Source organism: Streptomyces sp. LHD-70 (assembly GCF_031157275.1).
In the GTDB taxonomy this organism is placed as follows: domain Bacteria; phylum Actinomycetota; class Actinomycetes; order Streptomycetales; family Streptomycetaceae; genus Streptomyces.
Genome location: NZ_JAVIFW010000001.1, coordinates 567,685 through 588,194, shown reverse-complemented (window position 1 = coordinate 588,194; position 20,510 = coordinate 567,685). Strand labels below are relative to the sequence as shown.

Below are 20,510 nucleotides of genomic sequence, written 5' to 3'. Positions count from 1 at the left end.
ATATCAGCTGTATCAGCCCGGTACATGGCTCAGGACGTGCTCCACCAGGGAGATCAGGACGTCCTTGCCCGATTCCCGGTCGCGTACGTCGCAGAGGATTACGGGCGTTTCGGCGGAGAGGTCGAGGGCTCCCGCGATGGCTTCGGGGGTGTGGGTGCGCAGGCCGTCGAAGCAGTTGACGGCGACGATGAAGGGGATGCCGCGGCTCTCGAAGTAGTCGACCGCGGGGAAGGAGTCCGCCAGGCGGCGGGTGTCGGCGAGGACGACCGCGCCGAGGCAGCCGGTGGCCAGCTCGTCCCAGACGAACCAGAAGCGGTCCTGGCCCGGGGTGCCGAAGAGGTAGAGCGCGAGGTCGTCGCGGAGGGTGATGCGGCCGAAGTCCATCGCGACCGTCGTCGTGGTCTTGGTGGCCACGCCCTGCAGGTCGTCGACCGGACGGGAGGCCTCCGTCAGCTGTTCCTCCGTGCGGAGCGGGCGGATCTCGCTCACCGACTCCACCAGCGTGGTCTTCCCGACGCCGAAGCCGCCGGCGATCAGGAGCTTCAGGGCGGTGAAGTCGGCGCGGTCAGAGTGCTCGTAGGCCATGGATCACTTCTCGCAGGAGATGGGCGTCAGGGCGGGCGCCGGTGTGCGGGGCGGCTTCGGGCGGGGTGATGGCGATCAGGCCGGCCGCGGCGAGGTCGCCGAGCAGGACGCGTACGACGCCGAGGGGCAGGCCCGAGTCCGAGGCGAGGTCCGCGACGGGGCGCGGGCCGCGGGCGCAGAGCGCGAGGAGGTCGCGCTGCTCGGGCGGGAGCGGGCCGGGTGGGTGCGCTGCTTCGGGGCGGGCGCGGACGATCGCCATCAGGTCGACCCGCTCCGCGCCGTTCGCGGTACGGGCCCGGCCCGCCGTCATCGCGTAGAGGCGGACCAGGGGGCCGGCCTCGTCGTCGTAGCGGTCGGTCCAGGCGTCCGGGCGGCCGGGGTGGGCGTCCGCGCCCGGGTGGTTGCCGGGGTGTGCGTCCGCGTCCGGGTGGTTGCCGGGGTGTGCGTCCGTCATGGGGTCTCGCCGTCCGCGCGGGTGGGGACGCCGAGGTGCTCGCGTACGCGGTCGACCAGGAGGGCCATCTCGTACGCCACCAGGCCGATGTCCGCGTGGCCGTCCGTGAAGACGGCGAGGCAGGAGCCGTCCCCGGCGGCGACCACGAACAGGAAGCCGCCCTGCAGTTCGACCATCGTCTGGACGACGCCGCCCGCGTCGAAGTGCCGGCCCGCGCCCTTGGCCAGGGAGTGGAAGCCGGACGCGATCGCCGAGAAGCGTTCCGACTCGTCGCGGCCCATGCCGGTGGAGGCGCCCACGCACAGGCCGTCGCTGGAGAGCATCACCGCGTGGCGGACCTCGGCGACCCGGTCCACCAGGTCGTCGAGGAGCCAGTCGACGCCGCCGCGGCCCTCGCCGCCGGAGCGGTCTCCGTCGCCCAGGTTGGTGACGGTGTACGTCGGGGTCATCGGGGTCCTTGTCCTTCGTCGTCGGCGGGGGTGCCGTGGGGGGCGGTGGCGCCCGGAGTGTGCGGTGCCTGCGGTACGGCGGCGTCGCGGGCGGTGCGGGCGCGGTGGCGGCCCGAGCGCAGGGAGGCCATGGTGGCCCGCGCCGCCTCCGGGGAGCGGCGGCCCGGCAGCTCCCGTACGGGTTCCGGCGCGGTGTCCGCTTCCCGCAGTTCGGGCGCCATGTTCGCCTGGCGTACGCGGCGGGGGAGGCCGTCTTCGGGGGGAGTTGGGGTCGGCTGCGGGGGCGGGGGCGGGGGTGCGGCAGGGACCGAGGCCGGTTCGGGTTGCGGCGTCTGGTCGGGTTGCGGCGCCTCGTCGGGCTCCGGGCGGGGCTTCGCTCGCCGGGCCGGGAGGGCGTTCGGCGCCGGGAGGGCGTTCGGCGCCGCCTGTCGCTCCGTGCGCGCGGGCAGCGGCTCGGGCTGCTGTTCCGGCAGCGGGCGCAGGCCCGGGTGGGGGGCCTCCAGGAGTTCCTTCGGTACGAAGACGACCGCCGTGATGCCGCCGTAGACCGAGCGCCGCAGCGTGACGTCCACGCGCTGGCGGTCGGCGAGGCGGTTGACCACGAAGAGGCCCAGCTGGCGGGAGTCGAGGAGGTCGATGTCGGGGGCATGGATCTTCTCGTTGGCCGCCGCCAGGGCCTCGTCGCCCATGCCGAGGCCGCGGTCCTCGATCTCCAGGACCGCGCCGGCCCCGACCTCCTCGCCGCGTACCACCACAGGCGTGTGCGGGGGCGAGAACTGGGCGGCGTTCTCGGCGAGTTCGGCGACGAGGTGGACCAGGTCGGCCACCGCGGAGCCCGCGAGCCGCAGGTCCGGGATGTCGTGCAGCTGGACCCGGTCGATGTCGGCGGTCTCGGCGATGCCCGCGCGTACGGCGTCGATCAGCGGGACCGGGTTACGCCAGGCGCGGCCGGGGGCCGAACCGGAGAGGATGAGGAGGGACTCCGCGTGCCGGCGCATGCGGGTCGTCAAGTGGTCGAGGCGGAACAGGTCTTCGAGGTCGGTGGGGTTCTCGGTGCGGCGCTCCATCGTGTCGAGGAGTTCCAGCTGGCGGTGGAGCAGGACCTGGCTGCGCCGGGCCAGGCTGACGTACACGCCGGAGACCCCGGTGAGGACGGCGGCGCGGCCCGCGACGGCGCGCAGGGCGGCGCGCTGCACGGTGGTGAGCGCCGCGCCGACCTGGCCGACCTCGTCCCGGACGGGCGTGCGCGCGAGCGGCGCCTCGGCGTCGAGGTCGACGTCCTCGCCGTTGTGGATGCGGCGCATCGCGGCGGGCAGGCGGGTGGCGGCCAGTTCGAGGGCGCGGTTGCGGAGTCCGGTGAGGTCGGCGACGAGGCCGCGCCCGATGCGTACGGAGAGGATCAGGGCGAGCACCACGCCGAGCAGACCGAGGATCACGGCGAGGCCCGAACTGCCCAGGGTGGCAAGGGAGTACGGCTCCGCGGAGGCCGCCGGGGCGGTGGTGGCGCGCTCGGCGCGGTCGAGTCCGGCGAGCGTGTCCCCGGCGGCGGACCGCCAGCGCTCGGCGGGTACGGCGCCTGCGGCGTCGGCGGCACCGGCGTCGAGGACGGCGTCCTGGGCGGTGTGCAGGTCGGTGGCGGAGGTGGAGTCGAGGACCTTGCGGTAGGCGGCGGCGTCGCGGGGCGCGAGGTCGGCGGCGGCGCTCCGGGTGAGGTCGCGCTGGAGGGCGACGTCGCCGACGAAGGTGCGGTACTGCGCCGCGGTCATGGTGCCGTCGGCCTGCGCGGCCCCGTACACCGCGTGCTGGCGGCTCAACGCCTCGCGGGCGCGGGCCAGTTCGAGGACGGCGCGGGTGTCGGCGGCGGCGCCGGTGCGGTCGGCGCGGGCGAGCGCGGAGCGGACGGCGAAGCCGTGGTCGACGGCGGTGCTGTAGCGGGCGAGCGCGGCGGGACCGGTGTCCGCCTGCCGTCCGGTGACCGTCTCGGCGCTGTCGAGCAGCCGCTGGATGCGGTCGGGCAGGGTGGCGTCGATGCCCGCGATGTCGGTGCTGCTGGAGTGGACGCCCGCGCGCAGCGCCGCCGCGGCCTTGTCCGTACGGGACTTGGCCGCGTCGTAGGCGTCGCGGGCGGTGGCGTCGCGGGCGGTGGCGTCGCGGGCGGTGGCGTCGGGGGCGGTGGCGTCGCGGGCCGTGTGCTTGACGAGGGCGGCGGCTCGCTCGTCCTGGACGGCGCGGGTGAAGTCCGAGATGGGCTGTACGAGGGCCGAGTTGACCTGCTTCAGCTGCTCGGCGTCCGAGACCTGGGTCGCGGTGGTGACCGCGGCGTGACCCCAGAGCGCCATCAGGGAGACCACCGGAACCGTCAGCAGGGTGACGACCTTGGCTCTGATGGATTTGGCTCGGAAGGATTTAGCTCGGAAGGACTTGGCTCGGAAGGACTTGCCCCTGAGGGACTCGCCTCTGGGGGACTCGCCTCGGAGAAACTCGGCCCCGGCGGACTCGGCCCCGGCGGTCTCGGCCCCGGGGGATGTGCGGCGCAGCCGTTCGGGCAGCGGTTGGCGTACGGGCATGACGGAGTGGCTCCTCGGCGGCACGCGGTGGTGCGGGAGTTGAGCGGGCGAGGGGACGGCACGCCCTGAGGAAAAGTGCGGAAGGGAAGGGAGGGAAGGGAGGGAACGCCGGCGCTCAGGTCGCCGGGAGCTCCACCTCGTGCAGCGGACGGGCCGCGGCCGCGTTCTCGGCGCTCTCCCGCGCGGTCGGCGACAGCGCGACGAAGGCGCAGGTCAGGAAGAGGAACGAGCCGAGCACAACGGCGAGCGGCAGGATGAACGCGGGCGCGCTGGCGCCGGTGAGAGGCTCGGTGCTCGCACGTACGGAGACGGAGACCGCGGCCATGCCGGTGTAGTGCATGCTGCTCACGGCCAGACCCATGACGAGGGCGGCGACTGCCGCGATCACCGGTCCGCGTACGGCGAGCGCGGCCCACAGGGCGGCGGACGCGGCGACGACGGCGATGACGACGGACGCCGCGACGAGCGTCGGGGCGTACGTGAGGCTGCCGTTGAGTTCCACGGCGGCCATGCCGATGTAGTGCATCGCGGCGACGCCGAGTCCGGTGCCGAGGCCGCCGAGGAGGACGGAGCGGGCGCGGGACCCGCCGTATCCGGCGATGAAGACGCCCGCGCCGACGACGGCGATGGCCACGGCGAGGCTCAGCAGGGTGAGCGGGATGTCGTAACGGATCGGTGTGCCCTCGACCTTGTAGCCGAGCATCGCGATGAAGTGCATCGTCCAGATGCCCGCGCCGATCGCGGCGGACGCGGTGATCAGCCAGTTCCTCTTGGCCCGCCCCCCGGCGGCCAGGGCCCGTACGGTGCAGCGCAGTCCGAGCGCTGCCCCCACGACGGCCATGACGTACGACAGGACTGGCGTGATCCAGCCACCGTCCATGTGGTGCATGTGACCCACGGTTTCCCTCTCGCTTCGAGCGGTCGACCCCCCGGTCGGACGGGAACCTAGCACGCACTGAATCTCCGCACGATCTCCGCACGTGGGCCGGAAATTCGGGCGAAATTACGCGCTACCCATGAGTAATCCCCGGGTTCAAGGGCCGTACAGGGCAAGGGGAATCGGCTGGTCTCTGGGTCAGTGCGACTCTTGTCACGCCACGCCTCGGGGTGCTTCGGACATACGGGACCAGGGCTCGACTCGGGCATTTCCGGCGGATGTTTTCGGCCAGGAGGAGTCGCCGGGAGGAGTCGCCGGGAGGCGTCGGCTCAGGCGTACCGCGAGAACGTCTCCGCGATGTCCTTCGGCGTCACGTCCGCCGTCATCAGCAGGAGCCGCAGCAACACCCGCGCCTTGTACGGGTCGAGGAGTCCGGCGTTGATGAGGCCGCGTCGCTGGAGGTCGGTCTCGGAGCCGGGGGCGCCGTAGGTGTGCCGGAGCACGGATCCGGCGCCGGTGCGGGAGGCGAGGACGACCGGGATGCGGGTGGCGAGGTCACCGAGGACGGGCGCGAGGCCGGCCGGGACGTGCCCCACGCCGAAGCCCGCGACGACCAGGCCCTTGACGTCCTCGCCGAGGCGGGTGAGCGCGTGGCCGTCGTCGTCGAGGGTGACGGTGTGCAGGGCGACGCGGGCGGGTTCGGCCGTGCCGACGGTGATTGGGGTGCGGCGGGGCGGGCGGGTCAGGATGCGGGGCGTGCCCTCGATGACGTGGCCGACGGGGCCGGTGTCGGGGGACGTGAACGCGGCCGTGCTGGTGGCGTGCGTCTTGCGGACCGCTCGGGCGGCGTGGATCTCATCACCCAGGACGACGAGCGCGCCCAGCTCGCGGGCGTCGTCCGCGGCGGCGACGCGGGCTGCGGCGAGCAGGTTGGCCGGTCCGTCGGGGCCCGCGAGGGTGGGGTTGCGCATGGCGCCGGTGAGGACGAACGGCTCGGGGTGCGGCCACACCAGGTCGATGAGGAAGGCGCTCTCCTCCAGGGTGTCGGTGCCCTGGGTGACGACGACGCCGCGGGCGCCCCCGCGCAGCGCCTTCGAGGCCTGCTCGACGAGGTCGAGGAGGTGCCGGAAGGTGAGATTGGCGCTGGGGACGGCCTGGGTGTCGTGGACGTCGAGCGGGATGTCGAGTCCGGGGACGGCCGCGGTCAGGTCGGCGCCGGTGAGGCGGGTGACGACAGTGCCGCCGCGCTCGTCCGCCGTGGCGCCCGCCATCGCGATGGTCCCGCCGAGGGTGAACAGGGCTACGGTCACGAGGAGTTCCCTTTCAGAGACGGGGCGCGGCAGACCCGTTCAGAGACGGGGCGCGGCACACCCGGCCGACCTGGCACGCCGAGGCTACTGGCCCGCGCCCGTGGTCACCGTGCGCTCCTCGGAGAACGCGCCCCAGTTGCCGTCGGGCAGCTTGGCGCGCAGCTTCACGCGGTACGTCTGGCCGGCCTCGCGGCTGATGAAGAAGCTGTGCTCCGCCCGGCCTTCGGGTGCCTCGGCGCCCCACATCAGGGTCGTGGCGGGTCTGCCGTTGAGGTGGATCTGGTACTCGCTGACGTCTCCCCCGGTGTCGGGCGGGGTCCAGGACAGGTCGAGGTGGTGGGCGCCGTCGTCGGCGTGTGTGGTGACACGGAATCCGGTGGGTGCGGTGTCCTTCGACGTGTCCTCGGCGCCGTCGGGTGCCTCGGCCGTGGTGAGGCCCGCGGCGTCGCCGGCGCGGGAGCTGTTGTCGGCGGCGTCCCTGGCCTTGACCGTGAAGGTGTAGTCGGTGCCGGGGCGAAGTCCCGTGACCAGGGCGGCGGTCGAGTCTCCGTTGACGCTGTGGATCTTCGAGCCGCGCTGGTAGATGTCGTACGAGGTGACCTCCTCGTTGTCGGTCGCCGCGCGCCAGGACAGGGTGGCCGCACGGGGGCCGGAGGCGCGGGCGCGCAAGTGGGTGGGGGCGGTGGGCGGTTCGTGGTCGGTGGTGGTGTGTGCGCGGGTGGTGACGGTGACGGGGCGGCTCAGGGGTGAGGCTGCGCCGTCGTCGCCCTTGGCGCGGACGGTGAACTTGTAGGTGGCGGCGGGTTTCAGGCCCGTGATGTCGACCATCAAGCGGTCGGCGGGGACGGTCCTGACGCGGGTCTTGCCTCGGTAGATCTCGTACGCCGTGACGTCTCCCGCCGCCGCCTTGTTCCACATGACGTGGACCGAAGTGGCGCTGGACGCCTGGGCGGTGAGGCCGCGCGGCGCGACGAGGTCCGGCTCCGCGGCCCTGGTGTCGGTGGCGCAGCCGGTCAGCGTGGCGCCGAGGACTGCGGCCAGGGTTGCGGGGACGAGGAGCCGGGTGCGTCGCACGCTGCGGCCTTCCGCTCGACAGCATTGGTCTGGACATATTTGCCGCACTGTCGTGGGCAGTTCAAGAGGGCGGTCGGCGTGAACCCTCGGCGCCCACGGGTGCGGGACCGCGAACCTCGCGGTCCCGCGACAGCCGTGACTGCCTTGACTGGCTTGACTGGCTTGACTGCCTTGACGTCAGCGGCTGTAACGCATCAGCGCGCGGACCATGTGGCAGGTGATGTCCGACGGCGGGTGCACACCGACGAGTTCGGCCGTGCTGCGTATCTTGCGGTTGTTCGCCTGCTCCGCGCGGAGCACGCCCGAGTCGAGCAGGGCGATGGCCAGACGCATGGCCTTCAGGCGGCGGTTGTGCATGATGTAGAACTCGCGCGGGCGGCCCGCGGGGAGCGGCTGCTTCAGCAGCGGCATGTACGGAAGGTCGATCGGCAAGGGCTTCGGGACAGCGGACAGGACTGCGGCCATGAACATCCTCCTGGGTGGTCGGGGGTGGGACACACCGCTTCCACGGCAGTGCCCAACCCGTCTCGAACACTGCTTCTATTCTACGACCCACCACTGACAATCGCCCCTGGCCACAAGGGCGTTGAGCCCCGCCGGGACCCCTCGTAGCGGAGTGCGGGCTTACGCTTGCGGCATGGAGATCTGGATCAACCCGGCCTGCTCGAAGTGCCGCAGCGCGGTGCAGCTGCTCGACGAGGAAGGCGCGTCGTACACGGTGCGCCGCTACCTGGAGGACGTGCCCAGCGAGGACGAGATCCGCGCGGTACTCGACCGGCTCGGGCTCGAACCCTGGGACATCACCCGCACCCAGGAAGCGGCCGCGAAGGAGCTGAACCTCAAGGACCGCGAGGAGTGGCCGCGCGAGGCCGCCGCCCGCGACCGCTGGATCGCCGCGCTCGCCGCGCACCCGAAGCTGATCCAGCGCCCGATCATCACGGCGGACGACGGCACCGCCGTGGTGGCCCGCACGGACGAGGCGGTACGGGACGCGCTCAGCCGCTGACCGCTCCCCCGTCAGGCCGCCGGGCCGCCTGGTCCGTCTTGGGCCGTATGAGCCATCTGGGCCGTCTGAGTCGCCTGGGCCGTCTGGGCCGTCTGGGCCGTCTGGGCCGTCTGGGCCGTCTGGGCCGTCTGGGCCGTCTGGGCCGTCTGGGCCGTCTGGGCCGAGCGTCAGCTCAGCGAGCTCTCCGCCACCGCGAGGATCTCCGTCACGCGCAGCCCGAACCGCACGTCACAGGCGTGCGGGACGCCCGTGCGGGCGGCGGTCAGGAGGGCGTCGACGGCGCGCGCGTACGCGTCGACCGGTCCCTCGCCCCACACCTCGGGCAGGGTGGCGACGCCGGACGCGCCGCGCAGCTCGACCGTCACACCACCCGCCTTCTCCGGCGCCGTCAGGCTCAGCGTGGCGACCGAGGAGGCGCCGGAGTGGTGCCGCAGCAGCAGATGCGTGGTGTCGAGGGGGCCGCGCGCGGCCGTCACCGCGGTCACGTCGCCGAGCGCGGGCACAAGGAGCGACAGGGCGTGCGGCCCCACGTCCCACAGCGCGCCCTTCTCCTGCCGCCAGGGCGAAGCTGGGTACGGGGACGTCGCGTCCGGCGCGAAGATGCTGCCGAGCCACTCGGCCCGGCCCGTGAACCAGCCGTCCACCGCGGCCTGTTCGGCGAGCCACGGGCCGCTCGCCGCCGAGAAGCGCAACGTGAAGAAGACGACGGAGGCGACGGAGGCGGCCGCGTCGGCGAGGTCCCGCGCGACGGCCACATCGGTCGCGACCGGCTTGTCGAGCAGCAGATGCCGCCCGGCCCGCGCCGCGCGTGCGGCGATGTCCGCCTGCACGTCGGGCGGCAGCGCGAACGCGGCCACGTCGACGTCGGCGATCAGGGCGTCCGCCTCCGTGTACGCCCGGGTGGCGAGCTCCGTCGCCAGCTCACCGGCCGCCTCGGGCCTGCGCCCCCACACCCCGATGAGCTCCACGTCGGGGTGCGCGGCGAGCGCCGGGCCGTGCACACGCGCGGCCCAGGGCCCCGTACCGAAGAGGCCGACGCGCAGCGGCGCCGCGGGAGCCTCAGGGGTCATCGGTGGTGTCGCCATGCGGCCAGTCAATCGCGGATACGACGCACCTGACCACCGGAGCCGGGCGCGGACGTGTCACGCGAGCGGCGAGCCGCGTTACACGGGGTTCACAGACGGGCAACGGTCGGGAAATCGCTCCTTGGCAGGCTGCGGGTACAGCGCGACAGCACCGCCGCGACCCCACCCGCATCCGCGATTCACCCGCATCGCACGCACAGCCCGCAAAGGATGGCGCCCCCGTGACCTTCAAGGCCGAATACATCTGGATCGACGGCACCCAGCCGACCGCGAAGCTGCGCTCCAAGACGAAGATCATGACCGGTTCGTCGGCGAGCCTGGCCGAGCTGCCGATCTGGGGCTTCGACGGTTCCAGCACCAACCAGGCCGAGGGCCACGCCTCCGACCGCGTCCTGAAGCCGGTCTTCACCTGCCCGGACCCGATCCGCGGCGGCGACGACATCCTGGTGCTCTGTGAGGTCCTGAACACGGACATGACGCCGCACGTCTCCAACACCCGTGCCGCGCTCCGCGAGGTCGACGAGAAGTTCGCGGGCCAGGAGTCGATCTTCGGCATCGAGCAGGAGTACACGTTCTTCAAGGGCGCGCGTCCCCTCGGCTTCCCCGAGGGCGGCTTCCCGGCGGCGCAGGGCGGCTACTACTGCGGTGTCGGCTCGGACGAGATCTTCGGCCGCGACGTGGTCGAGGCACACCTGGAGAACTGCCTCAAGGCCGGTCTCGGCATCTCCGGCATCAACGCCGAGGTCATGCCCGGCCAGTGGGAGTTCCAGGTCGGCCCGCTCGCCCCGCTGGAGGTCTCCGACCAGCTGTGGGTGGCCCGTTGGCTGCTGTACCGCACCGCCGAGGACTTCGACATCTCCGCGACCCTCGACCCGAAGCCGGTCAAGGGCGACTGGAACGGCGCCGGCGCGCACACCAACTTTTCCACGAAGGCCATGCGCGAGGGCTACGCCGCGATCATCACCGCCTGCGAGTCCCTCGGTGAGGGCTCCAAGCCGATGGACCACGTCAAGAACTACGGCGCGGGCATCGACGACCGCCTGACCGGTCTGCACGAGACCGCCCCGTGGAACGAGTACAGCTACGGCGTCTCGGACCGCGGCGCCTCGGTCCGCATCCCGTGGCAGGTCGAGCAGGACGGCAAGGGCTACATCGAGGACCGCCGCCCGAACGCGAACGTCGACCCGTACGTCGTGACGCGGCTGATCGTCGACACCTGCTGCAGCGCGCTGGAGAAGGCCGGCCAGGTCTGAGCCTCCACCAAACGGCTCCCGTCGTACGTGAGGAAGCGCCCGTCGAGGTCCGGCGGGCGCTTCCTCGTGTTCCCGTCCAGCTGCTGGGCAGGCGCTGACCGCGTTGTCGGGCATCTGTTTCAATGGGGGCATGGTCAGCCTCCAGAACTCCACGCCGGGTCGTCACGACCTCGAGCCGTTCTGGCCCTCCCGGCAGCACCACGACTTCGACCGTGTCTGTTGCCGCGCGCTGAACGCGCCGACCCGCTAACGCCGTTCACTCCTTCTGTAGTACGGCTTTTGGTCGGCGCACGACTGAGTACGTTCCCCCCGGACGCCTCTCGCGCGAATCGAGCTGACCCCTCATGACGAACCCCCAGAGCGCCTCATCCACCCCTCCCCTCAAGCGTCACCACCTGCGGGCCATCGGCCGCGACGAGATGGTCGACGTCGCCGAGTTCCTGCCGCCCGGCGCCACTTGGCTGCCCGCACCGCAGCACGCCGTGCCGGCCCTGCCGGGGCATCCGCCGATGATCGGGTACCTGGTCCTGGTCCCCGCCGACCAGCAGGCGGGCGCCATCGAGCAGCAGCCGAGGCTCGCGGCCCCCGTGTCCGTCGACGGCGCCGGGCCGCTGATGCGCATCGACTCCGTGCAGCGCACCGCCGAGGTCGACGGGCACCGACTCGACCTGACGTACCTGGAGTTCGAGCTCCTCGCCCACCTGGTCGCCCACCCGCACCGGGTCCACTCCCGCGACCAGCTGGTCACCACGGTGTGGGGGTACGGGCACGTCGGTGACGGCCGGACGGTCGACGTCCACGTCGCCCGCCTGCGCCGCAAACTGGGCGCCGAGCACCGGCAGGTCATCCAGACGGTGCGACGGGTGGGGTACAAGTACACGCCTCCCGGCGGGCGTTGACGCCTTTCGCAGCGGCAGAGGGCCGCCCCGTACGCGGTGTACGGAGCGGCCCTCCTCGTACGTCCTGCGTCAGTCGCTCGACGTCACCGTCGCCTCGTCAGTCGCTCGACGTCGTCGCGCGGGCGCGTGCCACGCGGCCGAGCACCGCGTCGAGGACGAGGAACGCGAGCAGGCTGATCCCGAGCAGCGGGACGAACCAGCCGATCACGGCCGTCGCCGCGGCGAGCGGTACGAGCAGCGGCAGCGGCACCTTGCGCCAGGCACCGCGCGGCATCGGCCGGCCGAAGCTCAGGGCGCGGCCCTTGGTCGGCCGGCGCAGCCACCACATGCGGTAGCCCCAGACGATCAGCAGGGCGGTGGCGACCATCAGGGCCGCGAGCGCCAACTGGTTGGGCAGGCCCAGGAAGACGCCCATGTGCGCGTCGATGCCGAACCGGGTCAGCTTGGCGAGCACCGGGTAGTCGGCGAAGGCCACCTCGTCCATGACCCGCCCGTCGGCCGGGTCGACGGCGACCGAGTCGAGGTGGACCGGGAACTCGGCGTCGGTCTCCTTGACCACGTAGCCCTGGCCGTCGACCGGCAGGATCACCGAGATCTGGCCGTCGACGCCCTGGCCGCGGGCGATCTCCAGGGCCCGGTCGACCCCGATGTCCGCGCCGCCGTGGCCGCCGTGGCCGTGCCCGGAGCCGGAGCCGTGGCCCTCGTGGCCGCCGCCGGTGGATGTGCCTCCGGCGAGGGTCGCGTCGACGACGGGGGTGGCGCCGCCCAGCTGGGCCTTGAGCTCGTCGATGTTGGCGCCGGTGTACTTCGACCAGGTCAGACCGGTGGCGGAGAGCGCCACGAGCCCGAGCACCGCCCACAGCCCGACGGCGCCGTGCCAGGACAGCGTGCGGGGACGGCCCTTGGCCTGGCCCTTCGCGGGTACGACGAGGTCGCGGCGGCGGGCGCGACGGCGGCCGAACCAGAGGGCGAGCCCGCCGAGCGCGACGACCCACAGCCAACTGGCCGCCAGCTCGCTGTAGTTGCGGCCGAACTCACCGAGGTGCAGCTGGCGGTGCAGCATGTCGATCCAGGTGCGCAGCGGCAGCGCGCCGGAGCTGCCGTAGCTTTCGAGCTCGCCGCGGATCTCGGCGTCGTAGGGATTCACGAAGACCGCGAGGGAGCGGTCCTCGGGCACGTCGGGCGTGGACAGCAGCACGCGCGTGCTGCGGTCCTCGGCGGGCGCGGGCCAGACCGCGGTGACGGTGCCCTCGGGATGCGCCGCACGCGCGGCGTCGACCTGCTCGCTCAGCGGCAGGGCCTTGTCGCCTACGGGGACCTCCAGTTCGTGCGCGTACACGATCTTCTCCGCCTGGAAGGAGAGCGAGTACAGCAGTCCGCTCACGGCGGCGACGAGCAGGAACGGGGCGATGAGCACTCCGGCGTAGAAGTGCAGCCTCAGGAGGAGCGGTCGGAGGGCGGCCCAGGGGGTGTTGCGGGGTGGGGACTGGTCGCCGCTGAGGTCGGCAGGATCGGGCTGTTGTGGCTGGTCTGTCTCATCCGGCTTGGGCCGGTCTTCGATGGCCATGGCGTCCTTCGGTACGCGTACGACGGCAGGGGGAAGCACACCCGTGGCGTCGGACGGTCGTACGAGAGCGTGACTCAGGACGCCAGGGGCGCGTGACGGAGAAGAGGCGCCGTGGCGGGTGGGCCGCGCCGGGTGACGGCGTACGCGAGAACGGCCGCACGCGCGCGTGCGGCCGGGCGGGGGCGGGGCCGCCGGGTGATGCGGGGCGGCAGCGGCAGCCGTACCGCCGTGAGCAGCAGCCGCAGGGGCGCGAAGGCCAGGGAGTCGACGGCGGCGAGGAGTTGGAGGAACGCCGCCTCGCCGCGCGCCAGCCACAGGGCACAGACGAGCGCGGCGAGCACATGGACGGCGAGCATGCCGAGGGAGCTGTGGTCCGTGGCGGCGCCGTGTGCACCGGCTCCGGATCCGCTCATGGGGGCGTCGTGGCCCAGGTGCGTTCCGGCACTCATATAGGTGGCGGATCCGTGGCCCGCGTGGGGGCCCGTTCCGGTGCTCGCGTGCAGGCCGGATCCATGGCTCGCGTAGGCCTGGGAACCGTGGCCTTGGGAACCGGCGAACGTCAGGTGCAGTCCGGCCTGCATCGCGAGCAGTCCGGTCGCGATGGACGGGATGCCTCGGCGGCGGTGCCCGACAGTCCAAGCCACGATCACGGTGAGGACGAACGCCGCAAAGAGGCCATTGAAGGGAATGTCATGAGCAGACATGGATGAATGCCCCACAGCGGCCAACGAGACGCCCACCGCCGCGAAGATCGCGGCCCGAAAGGCGCGCAAGGGCGACCGGGCATCCGTCATCGGCGCACATAGTGCCACCCAGGTAGGTGGCTGAAAACACCGCCACCGCGCGCAATGTGCAGGCGCCCCGGATCGTTCCCGGTTCCGCCGGGGACTTCGCCGAATCTTCTGACAGCAGAGCGGTGTTCCGCCGCGGCCCGTCGGCGGGCAAGCTCTCGGGCATGAAACTTCTGATCCTCGGCGGCACCGAATTCGTGGGCCGGGCCGTGGCCGAGTCGGCGCTCGCCCGCGGCTGGGACGTGACGGTGCTGCACCGCGGCCGGCACGCACCCCCGGCCGGTGTCCACGCCCTGCACGGCGACCGCACGGCACCCGACGGCCTGGCGGCGCTGGCGGACGGCGCGTGGGACCTGGTGGTCGACACCTGGTCGGCGGCGCCCCGCGTCGTGCGGGACAGCGCACGGCTGCTCGCCGAGCGGGCCGGGAGATACGTGTACGTGTCGAGCGGCTCGGTCTACGTCTGGGCGCCCCCGGCCGGCTTCGACGAGAGCGCGCCCCTGAACGACGGCGCGGCGGACGCGGAGCAGACGACGTACGCCCAGGACAAGCGCGGCGGCGAGCTGGCCGTCCTGGAGTCCTTCGGCGCGGACCGCTCCCTGCTCGTGCGGGCCGGACTCATCATCGGGCCGTACGAGAACGTGGGCCGACTGCCCTGGTGGCTGGGCCGGATCGCGCGCGGCGGGCCGGTCCTCGCACCCGGTCCGCGTGAGCTGCCGCTCCAGTTCATCGACGTACGGGACCTCGCCGAGTGGACCCTGGACGCGGCCGCGGCGGAGCTGAGCGGTCCGTACAACGTCCTCGCGCCTCCCGGCCACACCACGACCGGGGAGCTGCTCGACGCCTGCGTGCAGGTCACGGGGAGCGACGCCGAGCTGCGCTGGACCGCACCGGAGGTGATCGCCGAGGCGGGCATCGAGCCCTGGGCTCAGCTGCCGATCTGGGTGCCGCCGCAGACCGACATGCACGACGCTCTGCACGGCGCCGACGTGTCGAAGGTGCTGGCGGCGGGCCTGCGGTGCAGACCGGCGACGGAGACCGTGCGGGACACCTGGGAGTGGCTGCGGTCCATCGGCGGCACCGCGCCCCAGCGCCCCGACCGCCCTCCGCTCGGACTCGCGCCGGAGGTGGAGCAGAAGGTGCTGGGACTCGGGTAGAGCGACGCGTTCCGGCGTGAGTTGAACCGGGAGTTGAACCGGGAGTTGAACACGGGGGGCTCCTGTTGCGTACGTCAACGCATGGGACGCACATCACGAAAACGATCGACGCTGGCAGGCCGGGCGATCGCCGCCGCCACGGCCCTGATACTCGGCGGCGGCGGCCTTGCTGTGGTGAATGTCTACGCCTCAGCCGGCGAGAGCGGCAGCAGCGAGCAACGCGACGCCGGGGCCGGGCAGCCCGCCGCCATGACCACCATCGACTGCCCCGACGTGGGCGACGAACTGAGGGAGGTGCCGCAGACCGCACGCCAGGAGGTCGACAACCGACTGGCCGGCCTGGACAGCCAGATCACCGAGGCGTACGCGCAGCTCGCCGAGCGCCAGCAGGCCGGTGAGGATCCCGCCGAGCTGTTGGGCCCGCTGGAGCAGCAGCGCCGCGAGTCCATCGGCGGCATCGTGGCCGCGATCGAGGAGAACGGCGCCCGCGCACCGGAGAACCTCGACAGCCTGGCCCCGTGCACCCTCCGCGCCGCCGACGAGGACGGCCGACCGGAGGGGCAGGAAGGAGACGGAGGACAAGAACCAGGGGAAGACGGCCAGAACCAGGACAGTCAAGACCCGGATGATCAAGACCAGGACGGCCAGGACCAAGGCGGGCAGGGCGACCAGGGCGGCCAAGGCGGCCAGGGCGGGCAAGCCGGGAACGGCCCCGTGGACGACGACTTCGTCGACATCCGTACGGTCGAGCCGAACGTCAACCTCCCGCGCGAGCAACAAGGCGCATCCCGCGGCACGTTCACGACGGACTGCGGCACGAACGAGAACGGCAACCGCAACCCGGACAACGTCATCGCGGCCCCCGGCGTGAGCAACGGCGCGCACCACATGCACGACTACGTCGGCAACCAGGCCAACGACGCCTTCGCCGGTGACGAGGACCTCGCGAACGGCGACACCAGCTGCCGCGACCAGGGCGACCGCTCCACGTACTACTGGCCGGTGCTGCGGGTGCAGAACGGTCAGGACGAGGAGGACGCGGGGGCCGACGGCGGCGGCAACGACCAGAACGTCGGGGAGATCCAGACGCCGGTCGAGGTGAGCCTGAAGTTCGAGGGCAGCCCGGTCGGCGAGGTCACCGCGATGCCCAGGTTCCTGCGGGTGATCACCGGCGACGCCAAGGCCTTCACCAACGGCGACGCCAACGCCAACGCGTCCTGGAGCTGCACCGGATTCGAGGACCGTCAGCTGGCGGACAAGTACCCGCTGTGCCCCGACGGCAGCGACGTCGTCCGGTCGTTCCGCTTCCAGAGCTGCTGGGACGGCCAGAACACCGACAGCGCCAACCACCGCACCCACGTGGCCTTCACCGACGAGCAGGGCCGCTGCCCGCAAGGGTTCCAGGCCGTGCCGCAGCTCGTGCAGCGCATCGTGTACGACGTGGCGCCGGAGCGGAACTTCGCCGTCGACTCCTCCCCCGAGCAACTGCACAAACCGATCACCGACCACGGCGACTTCATCAACGTCTTCGACGAAGAGCTCATGGACCGGATGGTGCGCTGCATCAACAGCGGCGACCGCTGTACGTGAGCCAACCCTCCACCCACCGGCTTCCCCCACACACAAACAGCACCACCCCACCCCCCGGTACCCCCCCGTACCGCTGCGCGGTCAGTTCGTGCCGTGGCCCGCATGGTGTTCCTCCTCCCTCCCCCCACCACCGCTGTTCCCCGAGTGGTGCGAGGACGTCACCACGGTCCCGCCGAGCCGGCCGCGCAGCTCCACGAGCACACTCCGCTCGCCGACCGCGATCCACCGGCGTCCGACGAGATAGCTGCCGCCGTAGTCGTTCGCGGCGTCCAGCCACTCGCTCTGGCCACGGTCGGTGCGGAAGGCCGCGAGCACGTAACGGGCTTTGCCACTACGGCAGTTGGCCTGGCGGAGATCGCGGCTTTCCGCACGTACGACCGGCTTGCACCCTGCTGCCGCCGCGAGCGGCTCCAGGCCAGACGTGCCGGTCACGACCACCCCGGCCTCGTCGGCGCCGGACCCACATCCCGCGACAACGAGCACGGCGACGACCACCAGCAGGACACGCTTCATGCGCCTCTCCCATCCCTTGGGCCGACACGAACGCGCCAGCTCCGCAAGCACCGTTGAGCACCGTCGACCGTCCGGTTAGCGTGCGCCGCAGCAGACGACAGAGGGGGGCACCACATGACTGACCCGTCCCGCCGCAGAGTCATCGGGACGGCCGGAGCCGTCGGCCTCGGCACCGTCCTCGGCACGACCGTCCCGGCCCACGCCATCCCGAGCCACGCATCGGGTCGGCCCACGCAGGGCCCCGCCCTCGATACGGATCCCGTGCGCGCCGCGCTCAACCGGCTGCTGCCCGAGCACGCGGACCAGTTCCGGCTCGACCAACTCCGCGACTCCGGCGAGGGGTTCAGGGTCAGTGGGTCCACCGGCCGGATCGCCGTCGCGGGCACCGGGCCGCTGGCGCTGCTCACCGGCGTGCACTGGTATCTGAAGTATGTGTGCGGCGCCCATATCTCCTGGTCGGGCAGCCAACTGGAGCTGCCCGAGCGGCTCCCGGGGCCGGACCGGCCGCTCCACCGCAGAGCGACGGTGCCGCACCGCTTCGTCTTCAACGACACCCACGACGGCTACACCGCCCCGTACGCGGACTGGCCCCGCTGGGAGCGCATGATCGACGTGCTGGCGCTGCACGGCTGCAACGAAGTGCTCGTCACCGCAGGTCAGGAGGGCGTCTACCACCGCCTCCTGCAGGACTTCGGCTACTCCGACACCGAGGCCCGCACCTGGCTGCCCGCGCCCTCGCACCAGCCGTGGTGGCTGCTGCAGAACATGAGCGCGTACGGCGGTCCGCTCAGCCCTGAACTGATCGAGCGGCGCGTCGAGTTGGGCCGGAGGATCGCGGACCGGCTGCGCGCGCTCGGCATGAAGCCGGTCATGCCCGGCTACTTCGGGACGGTCCCGGACGGCTTCGCCGAGCGCAACCCGGGCGCCCGTACCGTCCCGCAGGGCGACTGGAACGGACTGCGGCGGCCGGACTGGCTCGATCCGCGCACCGAGCCGTTCGCCGAGGTCGCGGCCGCGTTCTATCGGCACCAGGCCGAACTGTTCGGCGAGATCGACCTGTTCAAGATGGACCTGCTGCACGAGGGCGGCGACCCGGGCGACGTGCCGGTGCCGGAGGCGGCGCGCGCCGTGGAGCGGGCGCTGCACACCGCACGCCCCCGGGCGCTGTGGACGATCCTCGGCTGGCAGGCCAACCCGCGGCGCGACGTGATCGACGCCCTGGACAAGAAGCAGCTCCTGGTCGTGGACGGCCTGTCCGACCTGGAGACGGTCACCGACCGGGAGAAGGACTGGGGCGGCGCGCCGTACGCGTTCGGCACGATCCCCAACTTCGGCGGCCGCACCACCATCGGCGCGAAGACCCATATGTGGACGGAGCGGTTCACGGTCTGGCGGGACAGACCGGGCTCGACGCTCGCGGGCACCGCGTACATGCCGGAGGCCGCCGAACGCGACCCGGCGGCGCTCGAACTGTTCACGGAGCTGGCCTGGCGCGAGGAGGCCGTGGACCGCGCCGAGTGGTTCCGTGCGTACGCCGATCTGCGCTACGGCGGGCAGGACGGGCAGGCCCGCGCGGCGATGGCGGCGCTGCGCGAGACCGCGTACCGGATCACCAGCAAGGACGGCCGGCCGCACGACTCGATCTTCGCGGCGCGCCCGAGCCTGAGCGCCAACTCCGGTACGTACTACGCGACGCACACCCCCGCGTTCCCGCCCGGCGGCTTCGACCGGGCCTTCGCGGCGCTGCTCGGGGTGCGGGACTCGCTGCGCCGCTCGGACGCGTACCGCTACGACCTCACGGATCTGGCCCGGCAGGCGCTCGCCAACCGGTCCTGGCAGTTGCTGCCGCAGCTGCGGGCGGCGTACGGGAGGAAGGACCGGGAGACGTTCCGAACCCTCGCGCGTCTGTGGCTGAGGCTGATGCGGCTGAGCGAGGAGGTCACGGGAGCGCACCGGGCGTTCCTGCTCGGGCCGTGGCTGGAGGACGCGAAGCGGATGGCGTCGACACCCGCCGAAGCGGCGGAACTGGAGCGCACGGCACGGGTGTTGATCACCACCTGGGCGGACCGGGCCACCGCCGACGGCGGGCGCCTCGCCAACTACGCCAACCGGGACTGGCACGGCCTGATCGGCGACTTCCACCTGCCGCAGTGGACGGCGTACCTGGACGAGCTGGAGGACGCGCTCGCGGCGGGGCGGGAGCCGAAGGCGTTCGACTGGTACGCGATCGAGGAGCCCTGGACGCGGGAGCGGAAGGTGTATCCGCTGCGCCCGCCGAACGACGCGTACCGCACGGCGAAGCAGGCGTACGACGTCCTGGCCCGGGCCCCCTATCAGGGCAAGGTCGCCGTCTCCGCCGAGCCGTCCGCGTTCCCGCCCGGTGGCCACGCGCGCGTGCGGGCGGTTTTCACCAACGTCAACGGGCTGCGCGCCACCGGCCGGGTGGACTTCACCCTCAACGGCCTGGACGCCGAACCGGAGGACGGCACGTCGCTGAGGTCGGTGCCCCCGGCCGGCGAGGGCGCGGTGACCTGGCGCGCGAAGGCCCCGGACGAGCCGCTGACCTCGCCGCTGAAGCCGCTGCCGTACGAACTGTCCGTGCGGTACGGCCCGAAGGACGAGGACCGGGTCACGACGGTCGTCGAGGACAGCCTGTATGTGGCCGGTCCCCTGGACGAGGCGTGGCGGACGTACACCAACAGCGCGGCCGTGTTCGGGCAGGTCGGCGAGCGGTTCGCGGTCAACGGCGGCGGCCAGGACCTGTGGAAGGGCACCAGCGAGTTCGGCGCCGCGTACCGCGAGGGCGCCCTGCTGGACGGGGTCGCGGTGACGGTGCGGGTGGACGCGCAGGCCGCTACGGGTCCGTGGGCGCGGGCGGGTGTGATCGCCCGCAACTCCCTTTCCACGCCCGGCTCCCCGGGTTTCGTGAACCTGTCGGTGACGCCCGCGAACGGGGTGGTGCTCTCCTACGACACGAACGGCGACGGCACCCTGGACACGTACAAGCGGATCACCGGAATCAAGGCCCCGGTACTGCTCCGTCTGAGCCGGACCGGGGACACGTTCCGCGGGGAGTGCTCGACGGACGACGGGGCGAGCTGGCGGACGGTCGCCGAGGTGCCGGTCGGGGGTGCGGCGGCGAGCCAGGACGTCGGCTTCTTCATGTCGGCCGCGCACGGGGGCAGCGGGGCCCGGGGGACGGTGGAGTTCAGCGGGTTCGCGCTGGGGTGAGGCCAGGGCGTACGGCGGAGGCGCGGAGGCGCGGAGCAGTCAACTCTCCCTCCTCTGAGGCCTGTTCGAGTGACCATCCGACGATTCGCTCGTTCTGCTGAA

General features: G+C 72.4%; 19 protein-coding genes. 7 read left to right on the top strand and 12 right to left on the bottom strand.

Features of this window, described 5'->3' with window-relative positions; translation table 11 throughout:
• Positions 1-12 precede the first annotated feature (12 nt).
• From RCO28_RS02650 to RCO28_RS02615, 8 genes are all read right to left on the bottom strand, one after another.
• Positions 13-585, bottom strand: coding sequence for an ATP/GTP-binding protein (locus tag RCO28_RS02650; protein WP_308939256.1), 573 nt, complete (start codon positions 583-585; stop codon positions 13-15).
• Complete coding sequence (locus tag RCO28_RS02645; protein WP_308939255.1) at positions 566-1,039, bottom strand: DUF742 domain-containing protein; 474 nt, start codon at positions 1,037-1,039, stop codon at positions 566-568. The genes RCO28_RS02650 and RCO28_RS02645 overlap by 20 nt, the downstream gene beginning before the upstream one ends.
• Positions 1,036-1,488, bottom strand: coding sequence for a roadblock/LC7 domain-containing protein (locus tag RCO28_RS02640; protein ID WP_282539111.1), 453 nt, complete (start codon positions 1,486-1,488; stop codon positions 1,036-1,038). Before RCO28_RS02640 ends, RCO28_RS02645 begins: the two co-directional genes overlap by 4 nt.
• Positions 1,485-4,055, bottom strand: a complete 2,571-nt coding sequence (locus tag RCO28_RS02635; protein WP_308939254.1) for a nitrate- and nitrite sensing domain-containing protein — start codon at positions 4,053-4,055, stop codon at positions 1,485-1,487. The genes RCO28_RS02640 and RCO28_RS02635 overlap by 4 nt, the downstream gene beginning before the upstream one ends.
• Before the next feature lie 115 nt (positions 4,056-4,170).
• Entirely contained in the window at positions 4,171-4,953 is a 783-nt protein-coding gene (locus RCO28_RS02630; protein ID WP_308939253.1) for an MHYT domain-containing protein, read from the bottom strand.
• Between the two features lie 308 nt (positions 4,954-5,261).
• The gene (locus RCO28_RS02625) at positions 5,262-6,242 is read right to left on the bottom strand and encodes an asparaginase (RefSeq protein ID WP_308939252.1); all 981 of its coding nucleotides are present in this window, start codon (positions 6,240-6,242) and stop codon (positions 5,262-5,264) included.
• An 84-nt stretch (positions 6,243-6,326) separates the two neighbouring features.
• Complete coding sequence (locus tag RCO28_RS02620; RefSeq protein ID WP_308939251.1) at positions 6,327-7,316, bottom strand: fibronectin type III domain-containing protein; 990 nt, start codon at positions 7,314-7,316, stop codon at positions 6,327-6,329.
• 177 nt (positions 7,317-7,493) lie between these two features.
• Positions 7,494-7,787: a hypothetical protein gene (locus RCO28_RS02615; protein ID WP_374991078.1), complete on the bottom strand. Its 294-nt coding sequence runs from the start codon at positions 7,785-7,787 to the stop codon at positions 7,494-7,496.
• Between the two features lie 166 nt (positions 7,788-7,953).
• Between RCO28_RS02615 and RCO28_RS02610 the strand changes: the two genes are divergently transcribed.
• On the top strand, positions 7,954-8,322 hold the full coding sequence (locus RCO28_RS02610; RefSeq protein ID WP_308939250.1) for an arsenate reductase family protein: 369 nt from the start codon (positions 7,954-7,956) through the stop codon (positions 8,320-8,322).
• 167 nt (positions 8,323-8,489) lie between these two features.
• Here RCO28_RS02610 and RCO28_RS02605 read toward each other — a convergent pair whose 3' ends face one another.
• Positions 8,490-9,407 (bottom strand): Gfo/Idh/MocA family oxidoreductase, encoded by a 918-nt coding sequence (locus RCO28_RS02605; RefSeq protein ID WP_308939249.1) that lies wholly within the window; start codon positions 9,405-9,407, stop codon positions 8,490-8,492.
• A 221-nt stretch (positions 9,408-9,628) separates the two neighbouring features.
• Here RCO28_RS02605 and glnII point away from each other — a divergent pair, with 221 nt between their 5' ends.
• Both glnII and RCO28_RS02595 read left to right on the top strand, forming a co-directional pair.
• Complete coding sequence (gene glnII / locus RCO28_RS02600) at positions 9,629-10,660, top strand: glutamine synthetase (RefSeq protein WP_308939248.1); 1,032 nt, start codon at positions 9,629-9,631, stop codon at positions 10,658-10,660.
• A gap of 344 nt (positions 10,661-11,004) precedes the next feature.
• A complete protein-coding gene (locus tag RCO28_RS02595; RefSeq protein ID WP_308939247.1) occupies positions 11,005-11,559 on the top strand; it encodes a winged helix-turn-helix domain-containing protein in 555 nt (184 codons plus the stop codon).
• A 97-nt stretch (positions 11,560-11,656) separates the two neighbouring features.
• Here the strand turns inward: RCO28_RS02595 and RCO28_RS02590 are convergent, their stop codons facing one another.
• Together RCO28_RS02590 and RCO28_RS02585 are read right to left on the bottom strand one after the other, a co-directional pair.
• Entirely contained in the window at positions 11,657-13,126 is a 1,470-nt protein-coding gene (locus RCO28_RS02590) for a PepSY domain-containing protein (RefSeq protein WP_308939246.1), read from the bottom strand.
• Positions 13,127-13,200: 74 nt separating this feature from the next.
• Positions 13,201-13,830 (bottom strand): hypothetical protein, encoded by a 630-nt coding sequence (locus tag RCO28_RS02585; protein ID WP_308939245.1) that lies wholly within the window; start codon positions 13,828-13,830, stop codon positions 13,201-13,203.
• On the opposite strand from RCO28_RS02585, the gene RCO28_RS02580 reads away from it, so the two are divergent.
• From RCO28_RS02580 to RCO28_RS02570, 3 genes are all read left to right on the top strand, one after another.
• On the top strand, positions 13,829-13,954 hold the full coding sequence (locus tag RCO28_RS02580; RefSeq protein WP_308939244.1) for a hypothetical protein: 126 nt from the start codon (positions 13,829-13,831) through the stop codon (positions 13,952-13,954). The genes RCO28_RS02585 and RCO28_RS02580 overlap by 2 nt on opposite strands.
• A 127-nt stretch (positions 13,955-14,081) precedes the next feature.
• Positions 14,082-15,074 (top strand): NAD-dependent epimerase/dehydratase family protein, encoded by a 993-nt coding sequence (locus tag RCO28_RS02575; RefSeq protein ID WP_308939674.1) that lies wholly within the window; start codon positions 14,082-14,084, stop codon positions 15,072-15,074.
• An 81-nt stretch (positions 15,075-15,155) separates the two neighbouring features.
• Entirely contained in the window at positions 15,156-16,664 is a 1,509-nt protein-coding gene (locus RCO28_RS02570) for a DUF1996 domain-containing protein (RefSeq protein ID WP_308939243.1), read from the top strand.
• 81 nt (positions 16,665-16,745) lie between these two features.
• Here RCO28_RS02570 and RCO28_RS02565 read toward each other — a convergent pair whose 3' ends face one another.
• Entirely contained in the window at positions 16,746-17,177 is a 432-nt protein-coding gene (locus RCO28_RS02565; protein ID WP_308939242.1) for a hypothetical protein, read from the bottom strand.
• 114 nt (positions 17,178-17,291) lie between these two features.
• Between RCO28_RS02565 and RCO28_RS02560 the strand changes: the two genes are divergently transcribed.
• Positions 17,292-20,408, top strand: a complete 3,117-nt coding sequence (locus RCO28_RS02560) for an alpha-N-acetylglucosaminidase (RefSeq protein ID WP_308939241.1) — start codon at positions 17,292-17,294, stop codon at positions 20,406-20,408.
• The last annotated feature ends 102 nt before the right edge of the window (positions 20,409-20,510 follow it).